The organism is Flavobacterium sp. PL002, assembly GCF_054165825.1.
Genome location: NZ_CM135110.1, coordinates 1,320,077 through 1,338,376, shown reverse-complemented (window position 1 = coordinate 1,338,376; position 18,300 = coordinate 1,320,077). Strand labels below are relative to the sequence as shown.

The window sequence follows — 18,300 nt, the reverse complement described above, 5'->3', positions numbered from 1 at the left end:
AAATAATAAAACACACAATAAACAGTAGTTGTTTAAAAAACAACTCTACAAATAAAATTCATAATTTAAAAAATTATAAAGATGATTTTAGAAATGAAAGTCCCATCACCAGGGGAATCTATAAAAGAAGTTGAAATAGCAACTTGGTTAGTGCAAGATGGAGATTATGTAGAAAAAGACCAAGCTATTGCTGAGGTTGATTCTGATAAAGCAACCCTTGAATTACCAGCTGAAGCAAGCGGAATTATTACATTAAAAGCCGAAGAAGGTGATGCAGTAGCGGTAGGTGCAGTTGTTTGTCTTATTGATACAGCAGCAGCTAAGCCAGAAGGTGCGGCTCCTGCAGCGGCAGCAACTCTAGTAGCTGAAGCGCCAAAAGCAGCTCCGGCTCCAGTAGCAGCAGCTCCAACAGCAACTTATGCTTCAGGAACTCCGTCACCAGCAGCAAGAAAAATATTAGATGAAAAAAATATTACACCAGCAGCTGTAACAGGAACTGGTAAAGACGGTAGAATTACTAAAGATGATGCTGTAAATGCAGTACCATCAATGGGAACTCCTACAGGTGGAAGCCGAGGATCAGAGCGTACAAAATTATCAATGTTGCGTCGTAAGGTAGCTGAGCGATTAGTTGCTGCGAAAAACGAAACGGCTATGTTGACTACTTTTAACGAAGTAAACATGACGCCTATCAACACAATCCGTAACCAGTACAAAGATGAATTCAAAGCAAAACACGGTGGTGTAGGTCTTGGATACATGTCTTTCTTTACTAAAGCGGTTACAAGAGCATTAAAATTATATCCAGACGTAAACTCTATGATGGATGGTGATTATAAAATCGCTTACGATTTTTGTGATATTTCAATCGCAGTGTCTGGACCAAAAGGATTAATGGTTCCTGTTGTTCGTAACGCAGAAAATTTAACTTTCCGTGGTGTAGAAGCAGATATCAAAAGATTAGCGATTAGAGCACGTGATGGTCAAATTACAGTTGATGATATGACTGGTGGTACCTTTACAATCACTAATGGTGGTGTGTTTGGTTCTATGTTATCAACTCCTATTATCAATCCTCCACAATCAGGAATCTTAGGTATGCACAATATTATTGAGCGTCCAATTGCCGTAAACGGTAAAGTGGAAATTCACCCAATGATGTATGTAGCTTTATCTTATGATCACAGAATTATTGATGGTAAAGAATCTGTTGGTTTCTTAGTGGCGATTAAAGAAGCTTTAGAAAACCCTATGGAGCTATTATTAGACAATAATCCTAAGAAAGCTTTTGAATTGTAATTGATTAGCCTTAGTATTGTAAAATATAAAAAACCTTAAACATTCGATTGTTTAAGGTTTTTTTAGTTTTATTATTCACTAAAACCTTTAAAGATGCTAGATTTAAGAAAATGTACAAAAGTTTTAACCCTCGCTATTTTATTAATTAACGCAAATTTTGCATTCGCTCAAAAGAAAAAAAACGATAAAAAAGATGATACCATAAGAGAAGTAGTACTTGTAGATGATGACGAAGTTTATGAGGTTGAGGAGGTTGTTAATGTTTCAGATTCATACAACAGGCTTTCAACTGATAAAATAAATGACGATTCAAATTGGGTGTATAATAAGTACAGTTCTAGTGATAGAAAATACGGAATTTCAAAACGCGGTAAGATGATTTTACCCATGCTTTTTCATAGACAAATCTATAATAATGTGAGTGGAGATAATGCTTTTTGTATGGGTATTGGAGCTAATTATGGACTCTTCAATATTGATAAGGAGAATTGGGAGATTCCAATGATGTATGCTTCTTTAAAACATCTTGGAAACGATATTTTTTTGGCAAGAGCCAAATCAGGTTATTACGGACTTATAAATAGAGCCAATCAGGTTTTGATTCCGTTTGAGTGGGGTGAAATCTCTCGTTTTGAAGGTATTGATAATTACTATCTTATACGTGATAAAAAAAACTCGCTTAGAGGAGTCTATAGCTTATTACGCAATCAATTTGTGGTTCCTTGTGAATATAAAAGTTTTAGTAAGCTTAGAAACAATAACCTGTACAAAGTAAACAATGATAAGGGGTATAACTTAATTACAATTGACAATAAAACAGTTCTTAAAAATTGGTATCAGGAATTGCATACCATTAGGGATAGTAAAAATTTTATCGTCAAGTTAAATGATAAAATGGGAATTATTGATGAGAATGAAAAAGTGATTGTTCCTATTGAATATCAAAATATTAGGTCTTCTAGATATAATGATGGTTCTTACCTAGCGATTAATAAAGAGGGAAAGTACGGTTGCATTAAGGCTAATGGAGAGGTTTCTTTACCATTTGAATATGATTTTATAAATACTTCGTATTCTAATAGTCTAACTTCTAAGCAAGGCGATAAATGCGGAATGATTCAGGTAAATAACGGGAGTCCACACGAAATCGTAACCTGTGAATACGATGCTATCATTGCTGATAAAGAATCGTTGCTTGTAAAGAAAAACGATAAATTTGGTATATTAGATTCATACGGAAAATTAATTGCTCCGTGCGTATATGAGTCGATAGAGAAAATAGTGTTCAAGAACTATTCAAGCAATTACATATACATCGCTAAAGAGGATAAGAAATATACAATGCTTGATAAAAGTTCGCGCAAAATAACGGCAAAGGACTATGATTTCATTACGCCTATCGTATCGTTAGATGTTAGAAATTCGTACTACAATACGGTTAGAAAATGTAATTTCTTACTGTTTAAAAGTAAGTCAAAACTGGGATTGCTAGATATGTTAGGGAAAGAAGTTTTAGAAACTAAGTACGACGATATCACGGGAGAATTTAATAACATGATTATTGTAAAAAGTAAAAATAAAGTTGGAATCTATAATCTACTGACACAAAAAGAAACGACAGCTTGCATTTATGATCAAATAATAATTGATAAAACTGGAAACTACGGTACTATAGGTACCGCAATTTACAAGCTAAATTTAAACGATAATACTAAATCGGTCAAAATCTAATCTTTCCTAATTTACAATATAAAAAGGGCAATTGTTGCTTACTGCAAATACAAATAGTTGTTGCAGTAATCAATAATTGCTTTTCCTTTTAATAAAACATCAGCACCTATGATTCCGTGGACAGCTTTAGATTTGTGTTCGATTAAGGCTTCGTTTACATGGGATAAATCAAAAATCACAAGTTCAATTGCATTGTTTTTCCAAAAACCTAACTGGAGTTGCAAGTTCGCTGCTGATTGAGTTCTCATCCCGGTTGCTCCAGCGCCCGAAGCTTTTGTTTTTGATTCTTTGGCGGTAAGCTTAAAAAACTCAATACTTTCAAACCCTATACAGCTATTTGAGGCGCCTGTGTCCAGAATAAAATTCCCTTTGACACCATTGATCTTTGCCGTGACTAAGAGATGTTGCGTTTTGGTGATTTTAAATTTAACTTTTTTATAATGCTCTTTTTTTAGTATTTCGTGGAGATTTTTCATAATTTAATTGTGATTTTCAAATGTAATCTAAATTACTAAGAATCGAAAAAACAAGATTCAAAATGCTAACTTTGCTTTTTTAAATAAATACAATGATAATTACCGATACGCATACCCATTTATACTCAGAAGAATTTGATCAAGATCGTACCGAAATGATTCAAAGAGCACTTGATGCAGGTGTGAGCCGCTTTTTTATTCCAGCGATTGACTCTTCCTACACTAAGGCAATGTATGATTTAGAAGCCAATAATCCTGAGCACGTATTTTTAATGATGGGTTTACATCCTACGTATGTAAAAGAGAATTATATTGAGGAGTTAAATCATGTAAAAGAGGCATTGTCTAATCGTAAATTCTATGCAATAGGAGAAATTGGGATTGATTTGTACTGGGATAAAACGCATTTAAAAGAGCAACAAATTGTTTTTAGAGAACAAATTAAGTTAGCAAAACAGTATAAATTGCCAATTGTTATTCATTGTCGGGATGCTTTTGATGAAGTTTTTGAAATTTTAGAAGAAGAAAAAGGACCTGATTTATTTGGTATTTTTCATTGCTTCACCGGAACTTATGAGCAAGCGCTTCAGGCCATTTCGTATAATATGAAATTAGGAATAGGAGGCGTAGTTACTTTTAAAAATGGAAAAATAGATCAGTTCCTCAGTACGATAGCGTTGAAGCATATTGTTTTAGAAACTGATTCTCCTTACTTAGCACCAATTCCTTTTAGAGGAAAAAGAAACGAAAGTAGTTACTTGAAAAATATTGTTGCAAAACTAGCCGCGGTATATGAAGTTTCAGAAGAAGAAATTGCGAATGTTACTACGGAAAATTCCAAAGTAATTTTTGGTATTTAAATATGCATTTCATTATAAATTGATATTTTTTTTGTTCATTTGCCACCTAAAATAACCAAAATGCAAAAATTTGACGCTATTAGGCCATTTTATGATTCTGAGATTAATCAGGCCATTTTAAATGTGATCAATCATCCCATGATGAAGGCGATGATGAACTTTACATTTCCTGATACTGCTGATGAGGTTTGGAAAGAGCAGCTTAGAAAAACGCATTCTATTCGTGATTTTCAATGTAATTTTATCTATTATACAATTCAGAGAGTTCTAGAAAAAAGTTCTGAAGGGTTAACGACTTCTGGTTTTGAAAAACTAGAGAAAAACGAAGCCTACCTATTTGTCTCTAACCATAGAGATATTGTACTCGATACTACATTATTAAATGTTTGTCTTTTCGAAAAAGGATTGATAATGACGGCTTCCGCAATTGGAGATAACCTAGTGAAAAAGGATTTCTTGAATACATTAGCTAAAATGAACCGAAATTTCTTAGTTCAAAGAGGCTTATCACCAAGAGAAATGCTAGGGAGTTCAAAATTATTGTCAGAATATATTGGACATCTAATCCAGCATGAAACGCGTTCTGTATGGATTGCGCAGCGTGAAGGAAGAACTAAAGATGGTGATGATGCAACTAATCCAGGTGTTTTAAAAATGCTTGCTATGGGTTCTGACGAAGCTAATTTGATGGATTATTTTAAAAAAATCAAAGTTGTTCCTGTTTCGATTTCTTACGAATATGATCCAACAGATGTTTTGAAGATTCCGCAATTAATGGCTGAGTCTAAAAATGAAGTGTACGTTAAAGAGAAAAATGAAGACTTCATGACGCTGTTGAGTGGGATTTTAGGTCAAAAGAAAAAAATTCATATTCACGTAGGTGATGTTTTAGATAAAGAATTAGACGAAATTAAAGGGGAGTTTGATAATGCTAACAAGCAAATACAAGCTTTGGCACAAGTAATTGATCATTCTATTTTGAAAAATTACAAGCTGTGGCCTACAAATTATATCGCATACGATATTGTAAATAAAACAAATGAATTTGCTCATTTGTATACTGAAAACGAAAAATCACTTTTTGAGCGCCGACTTGAAATGCGAATAGATGCTGAGAATCCAGTTGCCTTACAAGGAATATTGGATATGTACGCTAATCCCGTTTTTAATAAATTGAAATATAAAGATGAGTCAAAAAGCTAAAATCCTTTTAATATATACTGGTGGAACCATCGGGATGAGTAAGGATTTTGAAACAGGCGCTTTAAAAGCGTTTAATTTTAATAAGCTTTTGCAAAAAATACCTGAATTGAAGCAACTAGATTGCGCAATTGAAACCTATTCTTTTGAGGATCCTATTGATTCGTCTAACATGAATCCTGAGCAATGGTACAATATTGCTGCTGTTATTGAGGATAATTACACTTCCTTTGATGGGTTTGTGGTTTTACATGGGTCAGATACTATGTCGTACTCGGCATCAGCATTGAGTTTTATGTTAGAGAATTTAGCAAAACCAGTTGTTTTTACAGGTTCACAGTTGCCAATAGGTGATTTGCGTACTGATGCTAAAGAAAATTTAATAACTGCCATTCAAATTGCTTCTTTGTTAGAAGACGGTCGTCCCGTGATATCTGAAGTTTGTTTGTATTTTGAATATAAATTATACCGAGGAAACCGCACAACTAAAATAAATGCGGAACATTTTAGAGCATTTACTTCTCCCAACTATCCTGAATTAGTAGAGTCAGGTGTGCATTTAAAACTGAATCCTGTATTGTTCTTGCCGCTTGTAGGTAATGCCGTTTTCAAGGTTCATAAAAAAATGGATACTAATGTAGCTATTATCAAGATGTTTCCAGGAATGAGTGAAGCGGTGTTGTCAGCGATACTTTCGATAAAAAACCTAAAAGGAATTGTTCTTGAAACTTATGGTTCAGGAAACGCGCCTACTGAGGATTGGTTTTTAACGCTGATGCGAAAAGCAATTTTAGACGGTTTACATATCATTAATGTAACGCAATGCTCTGGAGGAAGTGTGAACATGGGACAATATGAAACCAGTACGGTATTGAAAGAAATAGGGGTGATTTCAGGTAAAGACATTACTACCGAAGCTGCAATTACTAAATTAATGTATCTCTTGGGTCATGATATTGCACCAACGAATTTTAAAGCTGTTTTTGAAACGTCACTACGCGGCGAAATTTCTCTTTAATAATCTAAAATGTTTTTTAGGGATTAACTTTATAATGAACCGGACAAGTATTTTGCTTGCTGGTTTTTTTTTGGTTTTCATAATAAAGATAAACTACAACTGATATCAAACAAATTATTCCTTGAATAGCCACTGTATTTCTTGTTCCTATACGATGTGATAAATACCCTATTATTAAGCTTCCCACTGGAATCATTCCCTGAAAAGCCATCATGTAGTAACTAATGCTACGGGAACGCATTTTTGAGCTGCTTTTAGTCTGTATGTAAATGTTTATTGAGGACGTTTGCCCCATCATTCCAATGCCACTTAAAATCATGCACAGCAGAGTAATTATGATATTGCTCGATATGGCAATTACTAAAATACTAAAACCTAATATTACACTAGCACCAATCATTACTTTATTGATGTTCTCTACTGATTTTATATTAGCAAGATAAATAGCTGAGATTATGGCTCCAATTCCTGCCGCACTTTCAAACCAACTAAATGTTTGTGCATTTCCATTAAAAATGTCTTTTGCAAAAACAGGTATCAATGTGTTGAAAGAAATTACAAACAAACTACTGCAGGTGAGCATCAATAACATCTTTGCCATTTCTCCTTCTTTTTTAACGTAGTCCAGTCCTTCTATGAAATCATCCAGCAGTTGGAGTTTATTAGTTGCTTTTGCTTCCTTTTTAATTTTCATTAAAGATAAAGATATTAAAACAGGAATGTAGCTTAAAAAATTACCTATAAAGCAAATGTCTTCGCCGTAATTATGTAGAATGATACCGGCTAATGCAGGTCCAGAAATTCTGGCAAAATTTGTCAAGGTAGAGTTTAAGGCTACAGCATTTGGTAAGTCATCTTTATTATCTACGATATCGACCATCATTGTCTGGCGGCACGTCATGTCAAAAGCATTGATAACTCCCTGAATAAAACTTAATCCTAGAATAAAAGTAATGTTGTAGACTTTAAAATAGATCAATAAAGCGAGTGCTCCCGCTTGTAACATAGCTAATGATTGCAAGATCATCATACTGCGATGTCTATTATAGCGACCAATTATACTTCCGGCTATTGGAGCCAAGAATAAAGAAGGAATCATGCTTAAAAATGTTGCTAACCCTAATAAAAATACTGATCCTGTAATGCTATATACCATCCAACTTACGGCTGTTTTTTGCAACCAAGTTCCAATAACCGAAACGGATTGTCCGTAAAAGAACAGTTTGAAATTTCGTGATTTGAGTGCTTTAAACATAACTGATTTTATTTACTACAAATTTCGGCATTTTGAATTCATTAGAAAAATTAATAATTTTACTGATAACAAGTAGTTAAACTTATTATAATGGAAATCCAGCAACTCAATTATTTTATAAAAACTGCAGAAGTTTTGCATTTTACTAAAGCAGCCGAACTATGTTTTGTGACGCAATCAGCGCTTTCGCAACAAATAAAAAAACTAGAGGAAGAGCTAGGAATGCCTTTGTTTCTTAGGACTGGAAAAAAAATACAACTTACCGAGGCAGGAACTCTTTTCCTAAAACACGCGCAACAGATCGTAGGAGATGTACAATCAGGAAAACAAGCTATAGAAGATTTAAACGCATTAATAGGCGGAGAACTGCGAATAGGAGTAACCTATATTTTTGGTCTATTAGTGTTGCCAGTAGTGCAAACTTTTGCTAAAAGCTATCCTAAATTAAAAATAATAGTAGAATATGGCGCTACTGAACCGTTGGAGCAAAAATTAATCAGCAATGAGTTGGATTTAGTATTGGTAATTTCAGCCAATGAAATTGATTCGAGGATTAGAAAAATTCCGTTGTTTACCTCTGAGTTGGTTATGGCTGTAGCCAAAACAAATCCGTTAGCCGCGTTAACGCAAATTCCGTTCAAAAAGTTAGAAGATATTCCGCTGATTCTTCCTTCGCAAGGATTTAATTCTAGGGAGTTTCTTGACAATTTATTCGAGAAAAATAATATGAAACCTAAAATTCCGATTGAATTAAATGCTATTCATCCTTTGTTACAAATTATAGAAAACAGCGAATGGGCTACTGTAGTTACTGAAATGGCATTAAGCGGATGGCATAATATTAAAGCAGTTAAACTGGAGGGAGTTGCTACAGAGCGAATTTCTTATATTCTAACACTGAATAATGAATACCAAAAAAAAGCGATAAATTTATTTATTGCCGCTTTTAGAAAAATACTTTAAGTTATTGGTCTGAAAAATAAAATGGGAAGTGATAAAAAATATACTTAAATTTTGTTGCTATAACTCATTTTTTTAGTGTTATTTGCAATCCCAACTAGAGAGGTGTCTGAGTGGTTGAAAGAGCTAGCCTGGAAAGCTAGTATGTGGGTAACTGCATCGTGGGTTCGAATCCCATCCTCTCTGCAAAATAAACGAATGCTTCCTGCAAAGGGAGCATTTTTTTGTTTTACTATTTAATGTAACTTTGAAACTTAGTAATTGTCCTATCTTTGTAATGCCATAGCATTCAATTTATTCTATTCGATGAAAAAATCCATTACTACTTACTGTTTTACTAAATTAATAGTACTAAGCTTTTTGCTGCTTTCGGGTATCAAGATGTATTCACAAGAGCAAGAAACTATTAATGAAGCGACATTGATTAAAATTGACTCTTTATATAGAGAGGATCAATTCTTTTTTAGTTTTACCTATAATACTTTGCAATCAAAACCTTCAGGGTTTTCTCAGGATAAATTTTCTACAGGGTTTTCGATGGGTTTTTTGAGAGACATGCCTATTAAAAAAGACAGAACAATTGCCATTGCTACGGGACTTGGATTTACCTATAATAATTATATTCAAAATTTAGCTATAACAGGGACAAATCAAGATGCTGTTTACGCTATTATTGATTCGGACTATAACAAAAACAAATTCTCACAATTTTTAGTAGATGTTCCTATTGAGTTTAGATGGAGGACATCAACGTATGAGAGTCACAAGTTCTGGCGTATATATGGTGGTGTGAAATTTAGTTATTTGCTCAATGATAGATCGTTACTCAATGATAGTTCTGGAAAAAACATAATTAAAGGAAATAAGGATTTTAATAAATTTCTATACGGTGTTTATGCTTCGGTTGGGTACAATACGGTAAATGTTTATGCGTATTATGGTTTGAATTCGATGTTTAAATCGGCTAGTATAGCAGATAAAAACATTGATATGAAAGCCTTAAATATTGGACTAGTTTTCTATATTTTATAACCACAAATACAATAAAAGCATTTGAGGTATCGCACCTATTAAGGTACCCAAAATTAGCTCTTTTAGGTTATGTGCCTTCATTACTAATCGTGATGAGGCTACAACACCATTCATTAAAATAAGCGCTGCTATCAAATAGGTATATGGGTGTTGGTCGTGTAGACTTAGCCCTATTACAAAAATGGTAAGTCCGCTTATACCCATCATGTGTAAACTGGCTTTTGTTTTTACAAAAAGTAATAAAAGTGCAATCAAAGTACTCATTAATGCCCCTAAAAAGAAAAAGTGTAATTCAGGATAATGTTCTAGGGTGATTGTTCTACGAACTAATAAAATGATTAAAAAAACATGAATTACCAAGGGTATTTTTCGCTCTGATATTGACGGAATCATGTACGAGCTTATTTTGCCGGTAGAGCGCAATACAAACGAAAACAGTATGGGTACTAAGACCGTGATAATAGCAATTTGTAATAAAATAAATATCTTTTCTTGATTTATAAAATACGAATTATTCGAAAAAAGGTAAAATAGCGTCGCATACAAAGCAATAAATATCGGATGGAAAATATAAGAGATTAGCGGAAGAATTTTTTTCAAGATTTCATACATTGGTTACACAAACAAATATACTAAAATACTCTTTGCAATACTAAAACCTGCTAACAAGTAAGCGAATCCAACTTTACAATTGAGCAGTATCATAATAGAAATGGTATAATGTTAGGTTTTAAAAAAGAAGTAGTATTTTTGAAAATGATTGGGGGTAATGCACTTTGCTTGTTCCTTATTAAATTTAAAATTCTTAATAGTAAAGTAATTACGTCTTCATACAATGAGTATAGCCTTAAAAAGTATTGTTCCTGTGGTTCAAGCAAAATGGTTAGGAACCCAGTTAAATTTAGAAATTGAAACCATATCGATTGATAGTCGCTCCTTACAAAATAGTTCACACACCTTGTTTTTTGCCTTGGTAGGCCCCAATAATGATGCGCACAGTTATATAAGTGACTTAATTAGTACTGGTGTTCAAAACTTTGTGGTGACTTATATTCCGGAAGGTTATGAGGATAAAGCTAATTTTTTAGTAGTAAAAAATACGCTTACCGCACTTCAAGAATTTGCTGGTTATTACCGCAGTCAGTTTCACTTTCCTGTAATAGGATTAACAGGTAGCAACGGAAAAACAATTGTAAAAGAATGGTTAAATTTTTTATTAAGCCCTGATTTTAATGTTATTCGCAGTCCTAAAAGTTACAATTCACAAGTAGGTGTGCCGCTATCGGTGGTGGCTATTAATGAAAAGCACAACTTAGGGATCTTTGAAGCTGGAATTTCGACCGTTAGTGAAATGACTCGCTTGGAGCAAGTGATCCAGCCCACAATTGGTCTTTTGACAAACATTGGTTCTTCTCACGATGAAGGCTTTGAAAATTTGGAACAAAAAATTCAAGAAAAATTACTTTTTTTTAAAAATGCTGAGGTATTAATTTATCAAAAAAATAAAGTAGTAGATCCTTTTATCAATCCCAATATAAAAGTATTTTCATGGAGTTTTAAAGAAGAAACTGCAGCTGTTTTTGTATTTAAAAAAGAAACCGAACACCAAAATACGCTACTTCATTACCGTTATAATGGCAAAGAATATCAATTTAAGATTCCGTTTCAAGACAAAGCTTCAATAGAAAATGCTATTTCCTGCTTGATGGTTTTATTGTATTTGAAATATGATAATGCTGTTATTCAGTCTAGAATGTTACTGCTTTTTCCTGTAGAAATGCGATTGAAAGTTAAAGATGGTATTAATAATTGTACGATCATTGATGATAGTTATAGTTCGGACTTTCAATCTTTAAAAATTGCTTTGGATTTTTTAGAAAGTCAAAAGCAATTCCAGCAGAAAACGGTTATTCTATCGGATATTTTTCAAAGTGGTTTGTCTAATGAGGAGTTGTACTCTAGAGTGGCACGATTGATTATTTCGAACAATATCAACAGAGTAATTGGTATTGGAGAAACAATTTCGGAGTTTAAAGATAAGTTCGAAAATTGCATTACTTTCAAGGATACGGCTGATTTTATTGTTAATTTCGAAAGTTTAGATTTTGCTAACGAGACTATTTTGGTTAAAGGAGCCCGTTCTTTTCAATTTGAAGAAATTGTTTACTTGCTAGAAGAGAAAACCCATGAAACGGTATTAGAAATAAATTTGAATGCCATAAGTTACAACTTGAATTTCTTTAAATCTAAACTGAAACCTGACGTGAAAATTATGGTTATGGTCAAAGCTTTTGGTTATGGGAATGGCGGACTCGAAATTGCAAATTTGCTTGAGCATCATAAAGTAGATTATTTAGGTGTGGCTTTCGCCGATGAAGGTATTTCGTTAAAAAATGGCGGTATACATTTACCTATTATGGTATTGAATCCAGAGAATACTAGTTTTGCAGCGATTATTCAGCACCAGTTAGAGCCAGAAATATATTGCTTAAAAGGATTACACGCCTTTTTGAAAATTGCAAAACAGAAGAACTTAAAATCTTTTCCTATACATATAAAGTTAGATACAGGAATGCACCGTTTGGGTTTTGAGGAAGAGGCTTTGGATGAACTTATTGCTACTTTAAAAGGTAATGAGACTGTAAAAGTGCAAAGTATTCTTTCCCATTTAGCAACTAGTGATGATTTAGTTCACCGTGAATTCACGATTTCTCAAATAAGTATTTTCGAAAAGCTATCTACAAAGATTGTCACCGCTTTAAATATCAACCCTATTAGACACATTTTGAACACCTCTGGAATAAGCAATTATCCAGATGCGCAATACAATATGGTACGATTAGGAATTGGGTTGTATGGAGTGTCAAATGATCCGTCAGAGCAAAAGTTTCTGGAAAATGTAGGAACACTGAAGTCGGTTATTTCTCAAATAAGAACCATAGGAGCCGGAGAAAGCGTAGGTTATGGTCGAAGATTCATGGCTGATAAACTAATCCGCGTAGCAACTATTCCTATAGGATACGCTGACGGAATATCGAGAGGCTGGGGTAATGGAGTAGGTTTTGTAAATATTAAAGACAAAAAGGCTAAAATTTTAGGGAGCATTTGCATGGATATGTTAATGGTTGATGTAACCGAAATTGACTGCACAGAGGGTGATTCAGTGATTATTTTTGGCGAAAAGCCCACAGTATCTTACATTGCAAAAAAGCTTAATACTATACCGTATGAAATTTTAACGAGCATATCACAACGGGTAAAACGTGTTTTTTATCGTTAATTAGTGATTAACAACGGCAAAATTGGGTATTATGTTAAAAAAATCTTAATTTCGTTTAATAAGAAAATAATAATTAAACCTAAAAAATAAAAAGTATGGGATTTTTCAGTGATTTTAAAGCATCTTTAATGAAAGGTGATGTGTTAAGTTTAGCAACTGCTGTAGTAATTGGTGGTGCCTTTAGTAAAGTGATCGGTTCAGCCGTTGATGATATTATTATGCCAGTTATTGGTTTATTAACAGGAGGAGTAGACTTTACAACTAAGTTTATCGCTTTAAACGGTGAGAGCTATGCTAACCTTGATGCAGCAAAAGAAGCTGGAGCAGCTGTGATGACATACGGTAACCTAGTGCAAGCGATTATTAATTTTGTAATTATTGCATTTTTTGTATTCGTAATTTTAAGAGCAGCTGAGAAAAGTAAAAAGAAAGAAGCAGCAGCTCCTGCAGCACCAGCTGGCCCTACGCAAGAAGAGCTATTGATACAAATTAGAGATTTATTGAAAAAATAAATTTGTATATAACTTTAAAAAGCCTCGTCATTGACGGGGCTTTTTTTGTCTATGTTTTATTTGTAACATTTTGTTATTTTTTGTGAAGCGTCTTGTTTTGATTTCTTTATTACTTACTTTTGTAATTCAAATTTAATATTCAATTATAAAAATATAGAAATGAAAATAGCAGTTGTAGGTGCAACCGGTATGGTTGGAGAGGTTATGTTACAAGTATTAGCAGAAAGGAATTTTGTGTCGGCTGCTGATGAATTGATTCTTGTTGCTTCAGAAAGATCCGTAGGTAAGGAAATTGCCTTTAATGGTAAAAACTATAGTGTGGTAGGTTTAGCTACAGCTGTTGCAATGCAACCAGATATTGCTTTGTTTTCGGCAGGTGGTGATACTTCATTAGAGTGGGCTCCAAAGTTTGCTGCGGCTGGTACAACAGTGATAGACAACTCTTCTGCTTGGAGAATGGACCCTACAAAAAAACTAATCGTACCTGAAATTAATGCCTCTTCATTAACTAAAGAAGATAAAATTATTGCTAATCCCAACTGTTCTACTATCCAGATGGTATTGGTATTAGCACCTTTGCATAAAAAATACAATATTAAGCGTGTCATTGTTTCTACTTACCAATCAATTACTGGAACAGGAGTAAAAGCAGTCGAGCAATTAGAAAATGAATATGCTGGAAAGCAAGGCGAAATGGCGTATAAATACCCAATTCATAGAAATGCGATTCCTCAATGTGATTCATTTGAAGAAAACGGATACACTAAGGAAGAAATGAAATTAGTTCGCGAAACTCAAAAAATTCTTGATGACAAAACAATAGCTGTTACTGCTACTGCCGTGCGTGTGCCTATTGTAGGAGGTCATAGTGAAGCTGTAAATGTCGAATTTAAAAATGACTTTGTAGTTTCTGATATTAGAAATATTTTACACCATACTGATGGTGTAGTAGTTCAAGATAATAATGATACTTATACGTATCCTATGCCAATATATGCACAAGGTAAAGACGATGTATTTGTGGGTAGAATTCGTCGTGACGAGAGTCAACCCAATACATTAAACATGTGGATTGTTGCGGATAACTTGCGTAAAGGAGCGGCTACTAATACCATTCAAATTGCTGAATACTTAGTTGCAGCCGAGTTAGTATAATAGTATTTTATACTAAATATAAGAACCATCTAAAATAATAAAATCTAGGTTTTGTTATTTTAGGTGGTTTTCTTTTGTCGTTTTGTTACCTTTGTCCCGTATGAAAAAGAAACAGCTCTTAATAAGTTTCTCTTTAGCGATGACCGTATTGTTCTCAATATTTTTTCAATCGCTTCATACCTATGTCCATTTTGTGGAGCAATTTGCACAAACAGAATGCCATCATAAATACAATGTTACCCATACTGAAATTACCCATCAGCATCATGCCTTTGAGCAATGTACGGTGTGTCATTTCTCCTTTGGAAGTTATGTTTCTCCTGAAGTTTTTACGTATAAAGTCTATACGAATTACAAACTAATTCCTTATTTTTTTTCCGCTTCTAAAAAAGATGTTTTATTTTCTGGAAGCTTATATTCTCATCGCGGACCTCCCAACTCTATTGCTTAATTAGCCTTTGGAATATAAATAAAACACTTTATAAATCAAGCACAGCATTAATTGAGTAATTACATCCGTGAAAAGGGTTGTAATTCTTTGTTATTGCATTGTTTGGAAGTTTATTCCTGTTTGTTTTTGTTTCACTTTTATTTTTTTAAAAAATTAAACAATCTCGCTTAGTAAATCGTTTAGCTAAGTAACAGAATCATTCCTGATGAAAAAATACATACTAATCCTGATTTTAGGATTTTCGGCTGTGCTCCAGGCACAAAATACAGTTACAGGTACCGTTTTAAATTTAGCAAACCAACCTATTAAAGGAGTGTCCGTCTATGCCTCTGAATTGCACAAAGGAACTACTACAGATGAAAACGGAAAATACACTCTTTCGAATTTGCCTAACGGTGATGTCAAAATAAGCTTCACATTTGTAGGTTTTGCAACTCAAAATAAAACCATTCAGAAAGTAAATAAAGAGAATACGCTCAATATAACATTAGAAGAGTCTGCTTTTCAAATGGATGAGGTAATCGTTTCTACTGCTTTCAATAAAATACAGTCACAAAACGTGATGAAGGTGGAGCACGAAACCATCAAAGAATTGCAGCAAAAAGGGACTTCTACTTTAATCGAAGGGTTGGCTACAATTCCAGGAGTTTCGCAAGTTTCAACGGGAACATCTATTGGTAAGCCTGTAATTCGTGGTTTAAGCGGGAATCGTGTTTTGGTGTATTCTCAAGGGGTGCGTATGGAAAACCAACAATTTGGTGACGAACATGGTTTAGGCTTAAATGATGCGGGTGTAGAAAGCGTTGAGGTTATAAAAGGCCCAGCTTCGTTGCTATACGGTTCTGATGCTTTGGGTGGAGTTTTGTATTTCAACCCAGAGAAATTTGCTGATGCCAATACTTTTAAAGCTAATTTTAGTCAAAAATTATTCTCGAATACCTTGGGGAGCAATTCCTCACTTGGGTTAAAAACATCAACTGAAAACTGGAAATTCCTAGCGCGCGGGAGTTACAATACCCATTCTGATTATCGTATTTCTGGTGGGGATCGCGTAACGAATACTCGCTACAATGAAACCGATTTTAAAACAGGAATTGGCTACAGTAATGCCAAGTTTTCTTCGGTACTTCGATATAATTTTAACAAATTAGACTTGGGGCTTCCTGAAGATGGAATAGCGGAGCAATCGACTAGCAAAAATACTGGTTTTCCTAGACAAGGTGTTTTTAGTCATTTATTGAGTTTGAATTCAATCATATATTTAAAAAATTCCAAACTAGATGTTGATTTAGGGTATGTGACTAACGATCGATCTGAGTTTGAAGATAGCAATGTAGCAGGTTTACAAATGAAATTAAAAACCTTTAATTACGATGCCAAATACCATTTGCCTAAAATGGGGAGACTAGAATCGATTATTGGAATACAAGGAATGCACCAAACAAATGCCAACTCTGGAGAAGAATATTTAATTCCAGATGCCACTACCAATGACTTTGGCGTTTTTGGAACGGCCAATTATGAATGGGGAAACAACAGTGCATTGCAAGCGGGTTTGCGTTTTGATAATCGTCAAGTATCGAGTATTGAGCACGGAACCTTAGGCGATGAAGGCTACTTTAAAGCTATTGATAAATCATGCGATAGTTTTAATGCGTCGTTAGGATACAAAACTAATTTGGCTGATAATTTTACGATGCGATTGAATCTTGCGTCTGGTTTTAGAGCGCCAAACTTGGCTGAGCTGACCTCAAACGGGGTTCATGAAGGAACCAATCGTTATGAAATAGGAAATTCGGATTTAAAAACAGAACAAAACCTACAAACCGATCTAAACTTAGAATACAAAGCAGATCATATTGAGTTTTTTGTTAATGGTTTTTACAATCACATCAACAATTATATTTACACATCGCCTACGGGAACAGTTTTAGACAATAACGATGTGTTCAATTACATTCAAAGCAATGCCAAATTGTATGGAGGAGAAATAGGACTGCATTTTCACCCACATCCATTGGATTGGTTGCATTACGAAACAGCTTTCGAAACGGTTACTGGTAAAAAAGACAACGGCGATTATTTGCCTTTAATCCCAGCAAACAATTGGAATAATACATTACGAGGTGAATTTAAAATTAAAGATTGGTTGGAATCTGGTTTTGCTACTTTTAATGTAAGCTCTACATTCAATCAAGCTAATGTGAGCGGTTTTGAAACCAAATCAAACGGATATACTTTGGTGAATTTAGGTCTTGGAGGAACCGTAAAATTGGGTAAAACAGCTTTTGACGTCAACCTTAACGGAAATAACCTTTTTGATAAAAAATACATCGCCCATTTATCAAGACTAAAATCAGATGGAATCCCAAATATAGGACGAAATATAGTGCTAGGGGTGAACTTTAACTTATAGGGTTATAACAAACAAGCTGTTTAATTTTTACAAACCATTAAGAAATTTAGATTCATTAAGTGTTGCGCTTACTATTCTGAATGACTTAATGGTTTTTTTGTGGTTATAGCTTACACAGAGTTTCACTAATTTTTTTCTAAATGTTTGTTCCGCAAAGATTCACAAAGGTGGCACAGAGACTCACTATTTTTTTTCTTAATTTCCCTTAATTTCTTAATGGTAAAAATATTTTTGCGATTCTCTGTGCAACCTCCGCGTGTCCTCGTAATTTTTTGTTCCGCAAAGATTCACAAAGTAAAAGCAGAGGTTCGCTAAGTTTTTTTTCTTAATTTCCCTAAATTTCTTAATGGTAAAAATATTTTTGCGATTCTCTGTGCAACCTCCGCATGTCTCTGCGAAATCTTTTGTTCCGCAAAGATTCACAAAGTTGCCCCAGAGATTCTCTAAGTTTTTTTCTTAATTTCCCTTAATTCCTTAATGGTAAAAATATTTTTGCGATTCTATGTGCAACCTCCGCGTGTCTCTGCGTAATCTTTTGTTCCGCAAAGAATCACAAAGTAAACGCAGAGACTCACTAATTTTTTTTCTTAATTTCCCTTAATTTCTTAATGGTTTAAAAAATCTCTGCATAAACTCCGCACATCTCTGTAAAATA

Annotated in this window: 15 protein-coding genes and 1 tRNA gene; 13 read left to right on the top strand and 3 right to left on the bottom strand. The window is 33.9% G+C overall.

What is annotated here, in order from left to right; genetic code table 11:
* Positions 1-81: 81 nt before the first annotated feature.
* Together odhB and ACVEGE_RS05905 are read left to right on the top strand one after the other, a co-directional pair.
* Positions 82-1,299, top strand: coding sequence for a 2-oxoglutarate dehydrogenase complex dihydrolipoyllysine-residue succinyltransferase (odhB, locus tag ACVEGE_RS05910; RefSeq protein ID WP_192499700.1), 1,218 nt, complete (start codon positions 82-84; stop codon positions 1,297-1,299).
* A gap of 93 nt (positions 1,300-1,392) precedes the next feature.
* Complete coding sequence (locus ACVEGE_RS05905) at positions 1,393-3,030, top strand: WG repeat-containing protein (RefSeq protein ID WP_192499701.1); 1,638 nt, start codon at positions 1,393-1,395, stop codon at positions 3,028-3,030.
* A 38-nt stretch (positions 3,031-3,068) separates the two neighbouring features.
* Here ACVEGE_RS05905 and ACVEGE_RS05900 read toward each other — a convergent pair whose 3' ends face one another.
* Positions 3,069-3,506 (bottom strand): retropepsin-like aspartic protease, encoded by a 438-nt coding sequence (locus ACVEGE_RS05900; RefSeq protein ID WP_173856712.1) that lies wholly within the window; start codon positions 3,504-3,506, stop codon positions 3,069-3,071.
* A 92-nt stretch (positions 3,507-3,598) separates the two neighbouring features.
* Here ACVEGE_RS05900 and ACVEGE_RS05895 point away from each other — a divergent pair, with 92 nt between their 5' ends.
* The 3 genes from ACVEGE_RS05895 to ACVEGE_RS05885 are packed head-to-tail and all read left to right on the top strand — an operon-like array spanning position 3,599 to position 6,584.
* Positions 3,599-4,366, top strand: a complete 768-nt coding sequence (locus ACVEGE_RS05895; protein ID WP_192499702.1) for a TatD family hydrolase — start codon at positions 3,599-3,601, stop codon at positions 4,364-4,366.
* Between the two features lie 60 nt (positions 4,367-4,426).
* Positions 4,427-5,569 (top strand): 1-acyl-sn-glycerol-3-phosphate acyltransferase, encoded by a 1,143-nt coding sequence (locus ACVEGE_RS05890; protein WP_173853771.1) that lies wholly within the window; start codon positions 4,427-4,429, stop codon positions 5,567-5,569.
* Positions 5,553-6,584: an asparaginase gene (locus ACVEGE_RS05885; RefSeq protein WP_192499703.1), complete on the top strand. Its 1,032-nt coding sequence runs from the start codon at positions 5,553-5,555 to the stop codon at positions 6,582-6,584. Before ACVEGE_RS05890 ends, ACVEGE_RS05885 begins: the two co-directional genes overlap by 17 nt.
* A gap of 16 nt (positions 6,585-6,600) precedes the next feature.
* On the opposite strand, the gene ACVEGE_RS05880 is transcribed toward ACVEGE_RS05885, so the two are convergent.
* Complete coding sequence (locus ACVEGE_RS05880) at positions 6,601-7,839, bottom strand: MFS transporter (protein WP_192499704.1); 1,239 nt, start codon at positions 7,837-7,839, stop codon at positions 6,601-6,603.
* Positions 7,840-7,929: 90 nt separating this feature from the next.
* Between ACVEGE_RS05880 and ACVEGE_RS05875 the strand changes: the two genes are divergently transcribed.
* From ACVEGE_RS05875 to ACVEGE_RS05865, 3 genes are all read left to right on the top strand, one after another.
* Positions 7,930-8,802 (top strand): LysR substrate-binding domain-containing protein, encoded by an 873-nt coding sequence (locus ACVEGE_RS05875; protein ID WP_173853768.1) that lies wholly within the window; start codon positions 7,930-7,932, stop codon positions 8,800-8,802.
* A 96-nt stretch (positions 8,803-8,898) separates the two neighbouring features.
* Positions 8,899-8,985: transfer RNA gene (locus tag ACVEGE_RS05870), tRNA-Ser, on the top strand.
* A gap of 120 nt (positions 8,986-9,105) precedes the next feature.
* A complete protein-coding gene (locus ACVEGE_RS05865) occupies positions 9,106-9,831 on the top strand; it encodes a porin family protein (protein ID WP_173853767.1) in 726 nt (241 codons plus the stop codon).
* Here the strand turns inward: ACVEGE_RS05865 and ACVEGE_RS05860 are convergent.
* Complete coding sequence (locus ACVEGE_RS05860) at positions 9,826-10,431, bottom strand: hypothetical protein (protein ID WP_173853766.1); 606 nt, start codon at positions 10,429-10,431, stop codon at positions 9,826-9,828. The two genes, ACVEGE_RS05865 and ACVEGE_RS05860, sit on opposite strands and share 6 nt — an antisense overlap.
* A gap of 235 nt (positions 10,432-10,666) precedes the next feature.
* On the opposite strand from ACVEGE_RS05860, the gene ACVEGE_RS05855 reads away from it, so the two are divergent.
* The 5 genes from ACVEGE_RS05855 (at position 10,667) to ACVEGE_RS05835 (ending at position 17,645) form a co-directional block, all read left to right on the top strand.
* Positions 10,667-13,111 carry a bifunctional UDP-N-acetylmuramoyl-tripeptide:D-alanyl-D-alanine ligase/alanine racemase gene (locus tag ACVEGE_RS05855; RefSeq protein WP_192499705.1) on the top strand — a complete coding sequence of 815 codons (2,445 nt, stop codon included), beginning with the start codon at positions 10,667-10,669 and terminating at the stop codon, positions 13,109-13,111.
* A 95-nt stretch (positions 13,112-13,206) separates the two neighbouring features.
* On the top strand, positions 13,207-13,623 hold the full coding sequence (gene mscL, locus ACVEGE_RS05850) for a large conductance mechanosensitive channel protein MscL (protein WP_173853764.1): 417 nt from the start codon (positions 13,207-13,209) through the stop codon (positions 13,621-13,623).
* Between the two features lie 159 nt (positions 13,624-13,782).
* Positions 13,783-14,778: an aspartate-semialdehyde dehydrogenase gene (locus ACVEGE_RS05845; RefSeq protein WP_192499706.1), complete on the top strand. Its 996-nt coding sequence runs from the start codon at positions 13,783-13,785 to the stop codon at positions 14,776-14,778.
* A gap of 100 nt (positions 14,779-14,878) precedes the next feature.
* Complete coding sequence (locus tag ACVEGE_RS05840) at positions 14,879-15,229, top strand: hypothetical protein (RefSeq protein WP_173853762.1); 351 nt, start codon at positions 14,879-14,881, stop codon at positions 15,227-15,229.
* A 205-nt stretch (positions 15,230-15,434) separates the two neighbouring features.
* A complete protein-coding gene (locus ACVEGE_RS05835) occupies positions 15,435-17,645 on the top strand; it encodes a TonB-dependent receptor (protein ID WP_192499707.1) in 2,211 nt (736 codons plus the stop codon).
* Positions 17,646-18,300: the final 655 nt, after the last annotated feature.

Bases quoted from the DNA above. Each gene is read 5' to 3' on its own strand.
- odhB (WP_192499700.1), top strand. From the start codon at position 82: ATGATTTTAGAAATGAAAGTCCCATCACCAGGGGAATCTATAAAAGAA.
- ACVEGE_RS05905 (WP_192499701.1), top strand. From the start codon at position 1,393: ATGCTAGATTTAAGAAAATGTACAAAAGTTTTAACCCTCGCTATTTTA.
- ACVEGE_RS05900 (WP_173856712.1), bottom strand. From the start codon at position 3,506: ATGAAAAATCTCCACGAAATACTAAAAAAAGAGCATTATAAAAAAGTT.
- ACVEGE_RS05895 (WP_192499702.1), top strand. From the start codon at position 3,599: ATGATAATTACCGATACGCATACCCATTTATACTCAGAAGAATTTGAT.
- ACVEGE_RS05890 (WP_173853771.1), top strand. From the start codon at position 4,427: ATGCAAAAATTTGACGCTATTAGGCCATTTTATGATTCTGAGATTAAT.
- ACVEGE_RS05885 (WP_192499703.1), top strand. From the start codon at position 5,553: ATGAGTCAAAAAGCTAAAATCCTTTTAATATATACTGGTGGAACCATC.
- ACVEGE_RS05880 (WP_192499704.1), bottom strand. From the start codon at position 7,839: ATGTTTAAAGCACTCAAATCACGAAATTTCAAACTGTTCTTTTACGGA.
- ACVEGE_RS05875 (WP_173853768.1), top strand. From the start codon at position 7,930: ATGGAAATCCAGCAACTCAATTATTTTATAAAAACTGCAGAAGTTTTG.
- ACVEGE_RS05865 (WP_173853767.1), top strand. From the start codon at position 9,106: ATGAAAAAATCCATTACTACTTACTGTTTTACTAAATTAATAGTACTA.
- ACVEGE_RS05855 (WP_192499705.1), top strand. From the start codon at position 10,667: ATGAGTATAGCCTTAAAAAGTATTGTTCCTGTGGTTCAAGCAAAATGG.
- mscL (WP_173853764.1), top strand. From the start codon at position 13,207: ATGGGATTTTTCAGTGATTTTAAAGCATCTTTAATGAAAGGTGATGTG.
- ACVEGE_RS05845 (WP_192499706.1), top strand. From the start codon at position 13,783: ATGAAAATAGCAGTTGTAGGTGCAACCGGTATGGTTGGAGAGGTTATG.
- ACVEGE_RS05840 (WP_173853762.1), top strand. From the start codon at position 14,879: ATGAAAAAGAAACAGCTCTTAATAAGTTTCTCTTTAGCGATGACCGTA.
- ACVEGE_RS05835 (WP_192499707.1), top strand. From the start codon at position 15,435: ATGAAAAAATACATACTAATCCTGATTTTAGGATTTTCGGCTGTGCTC.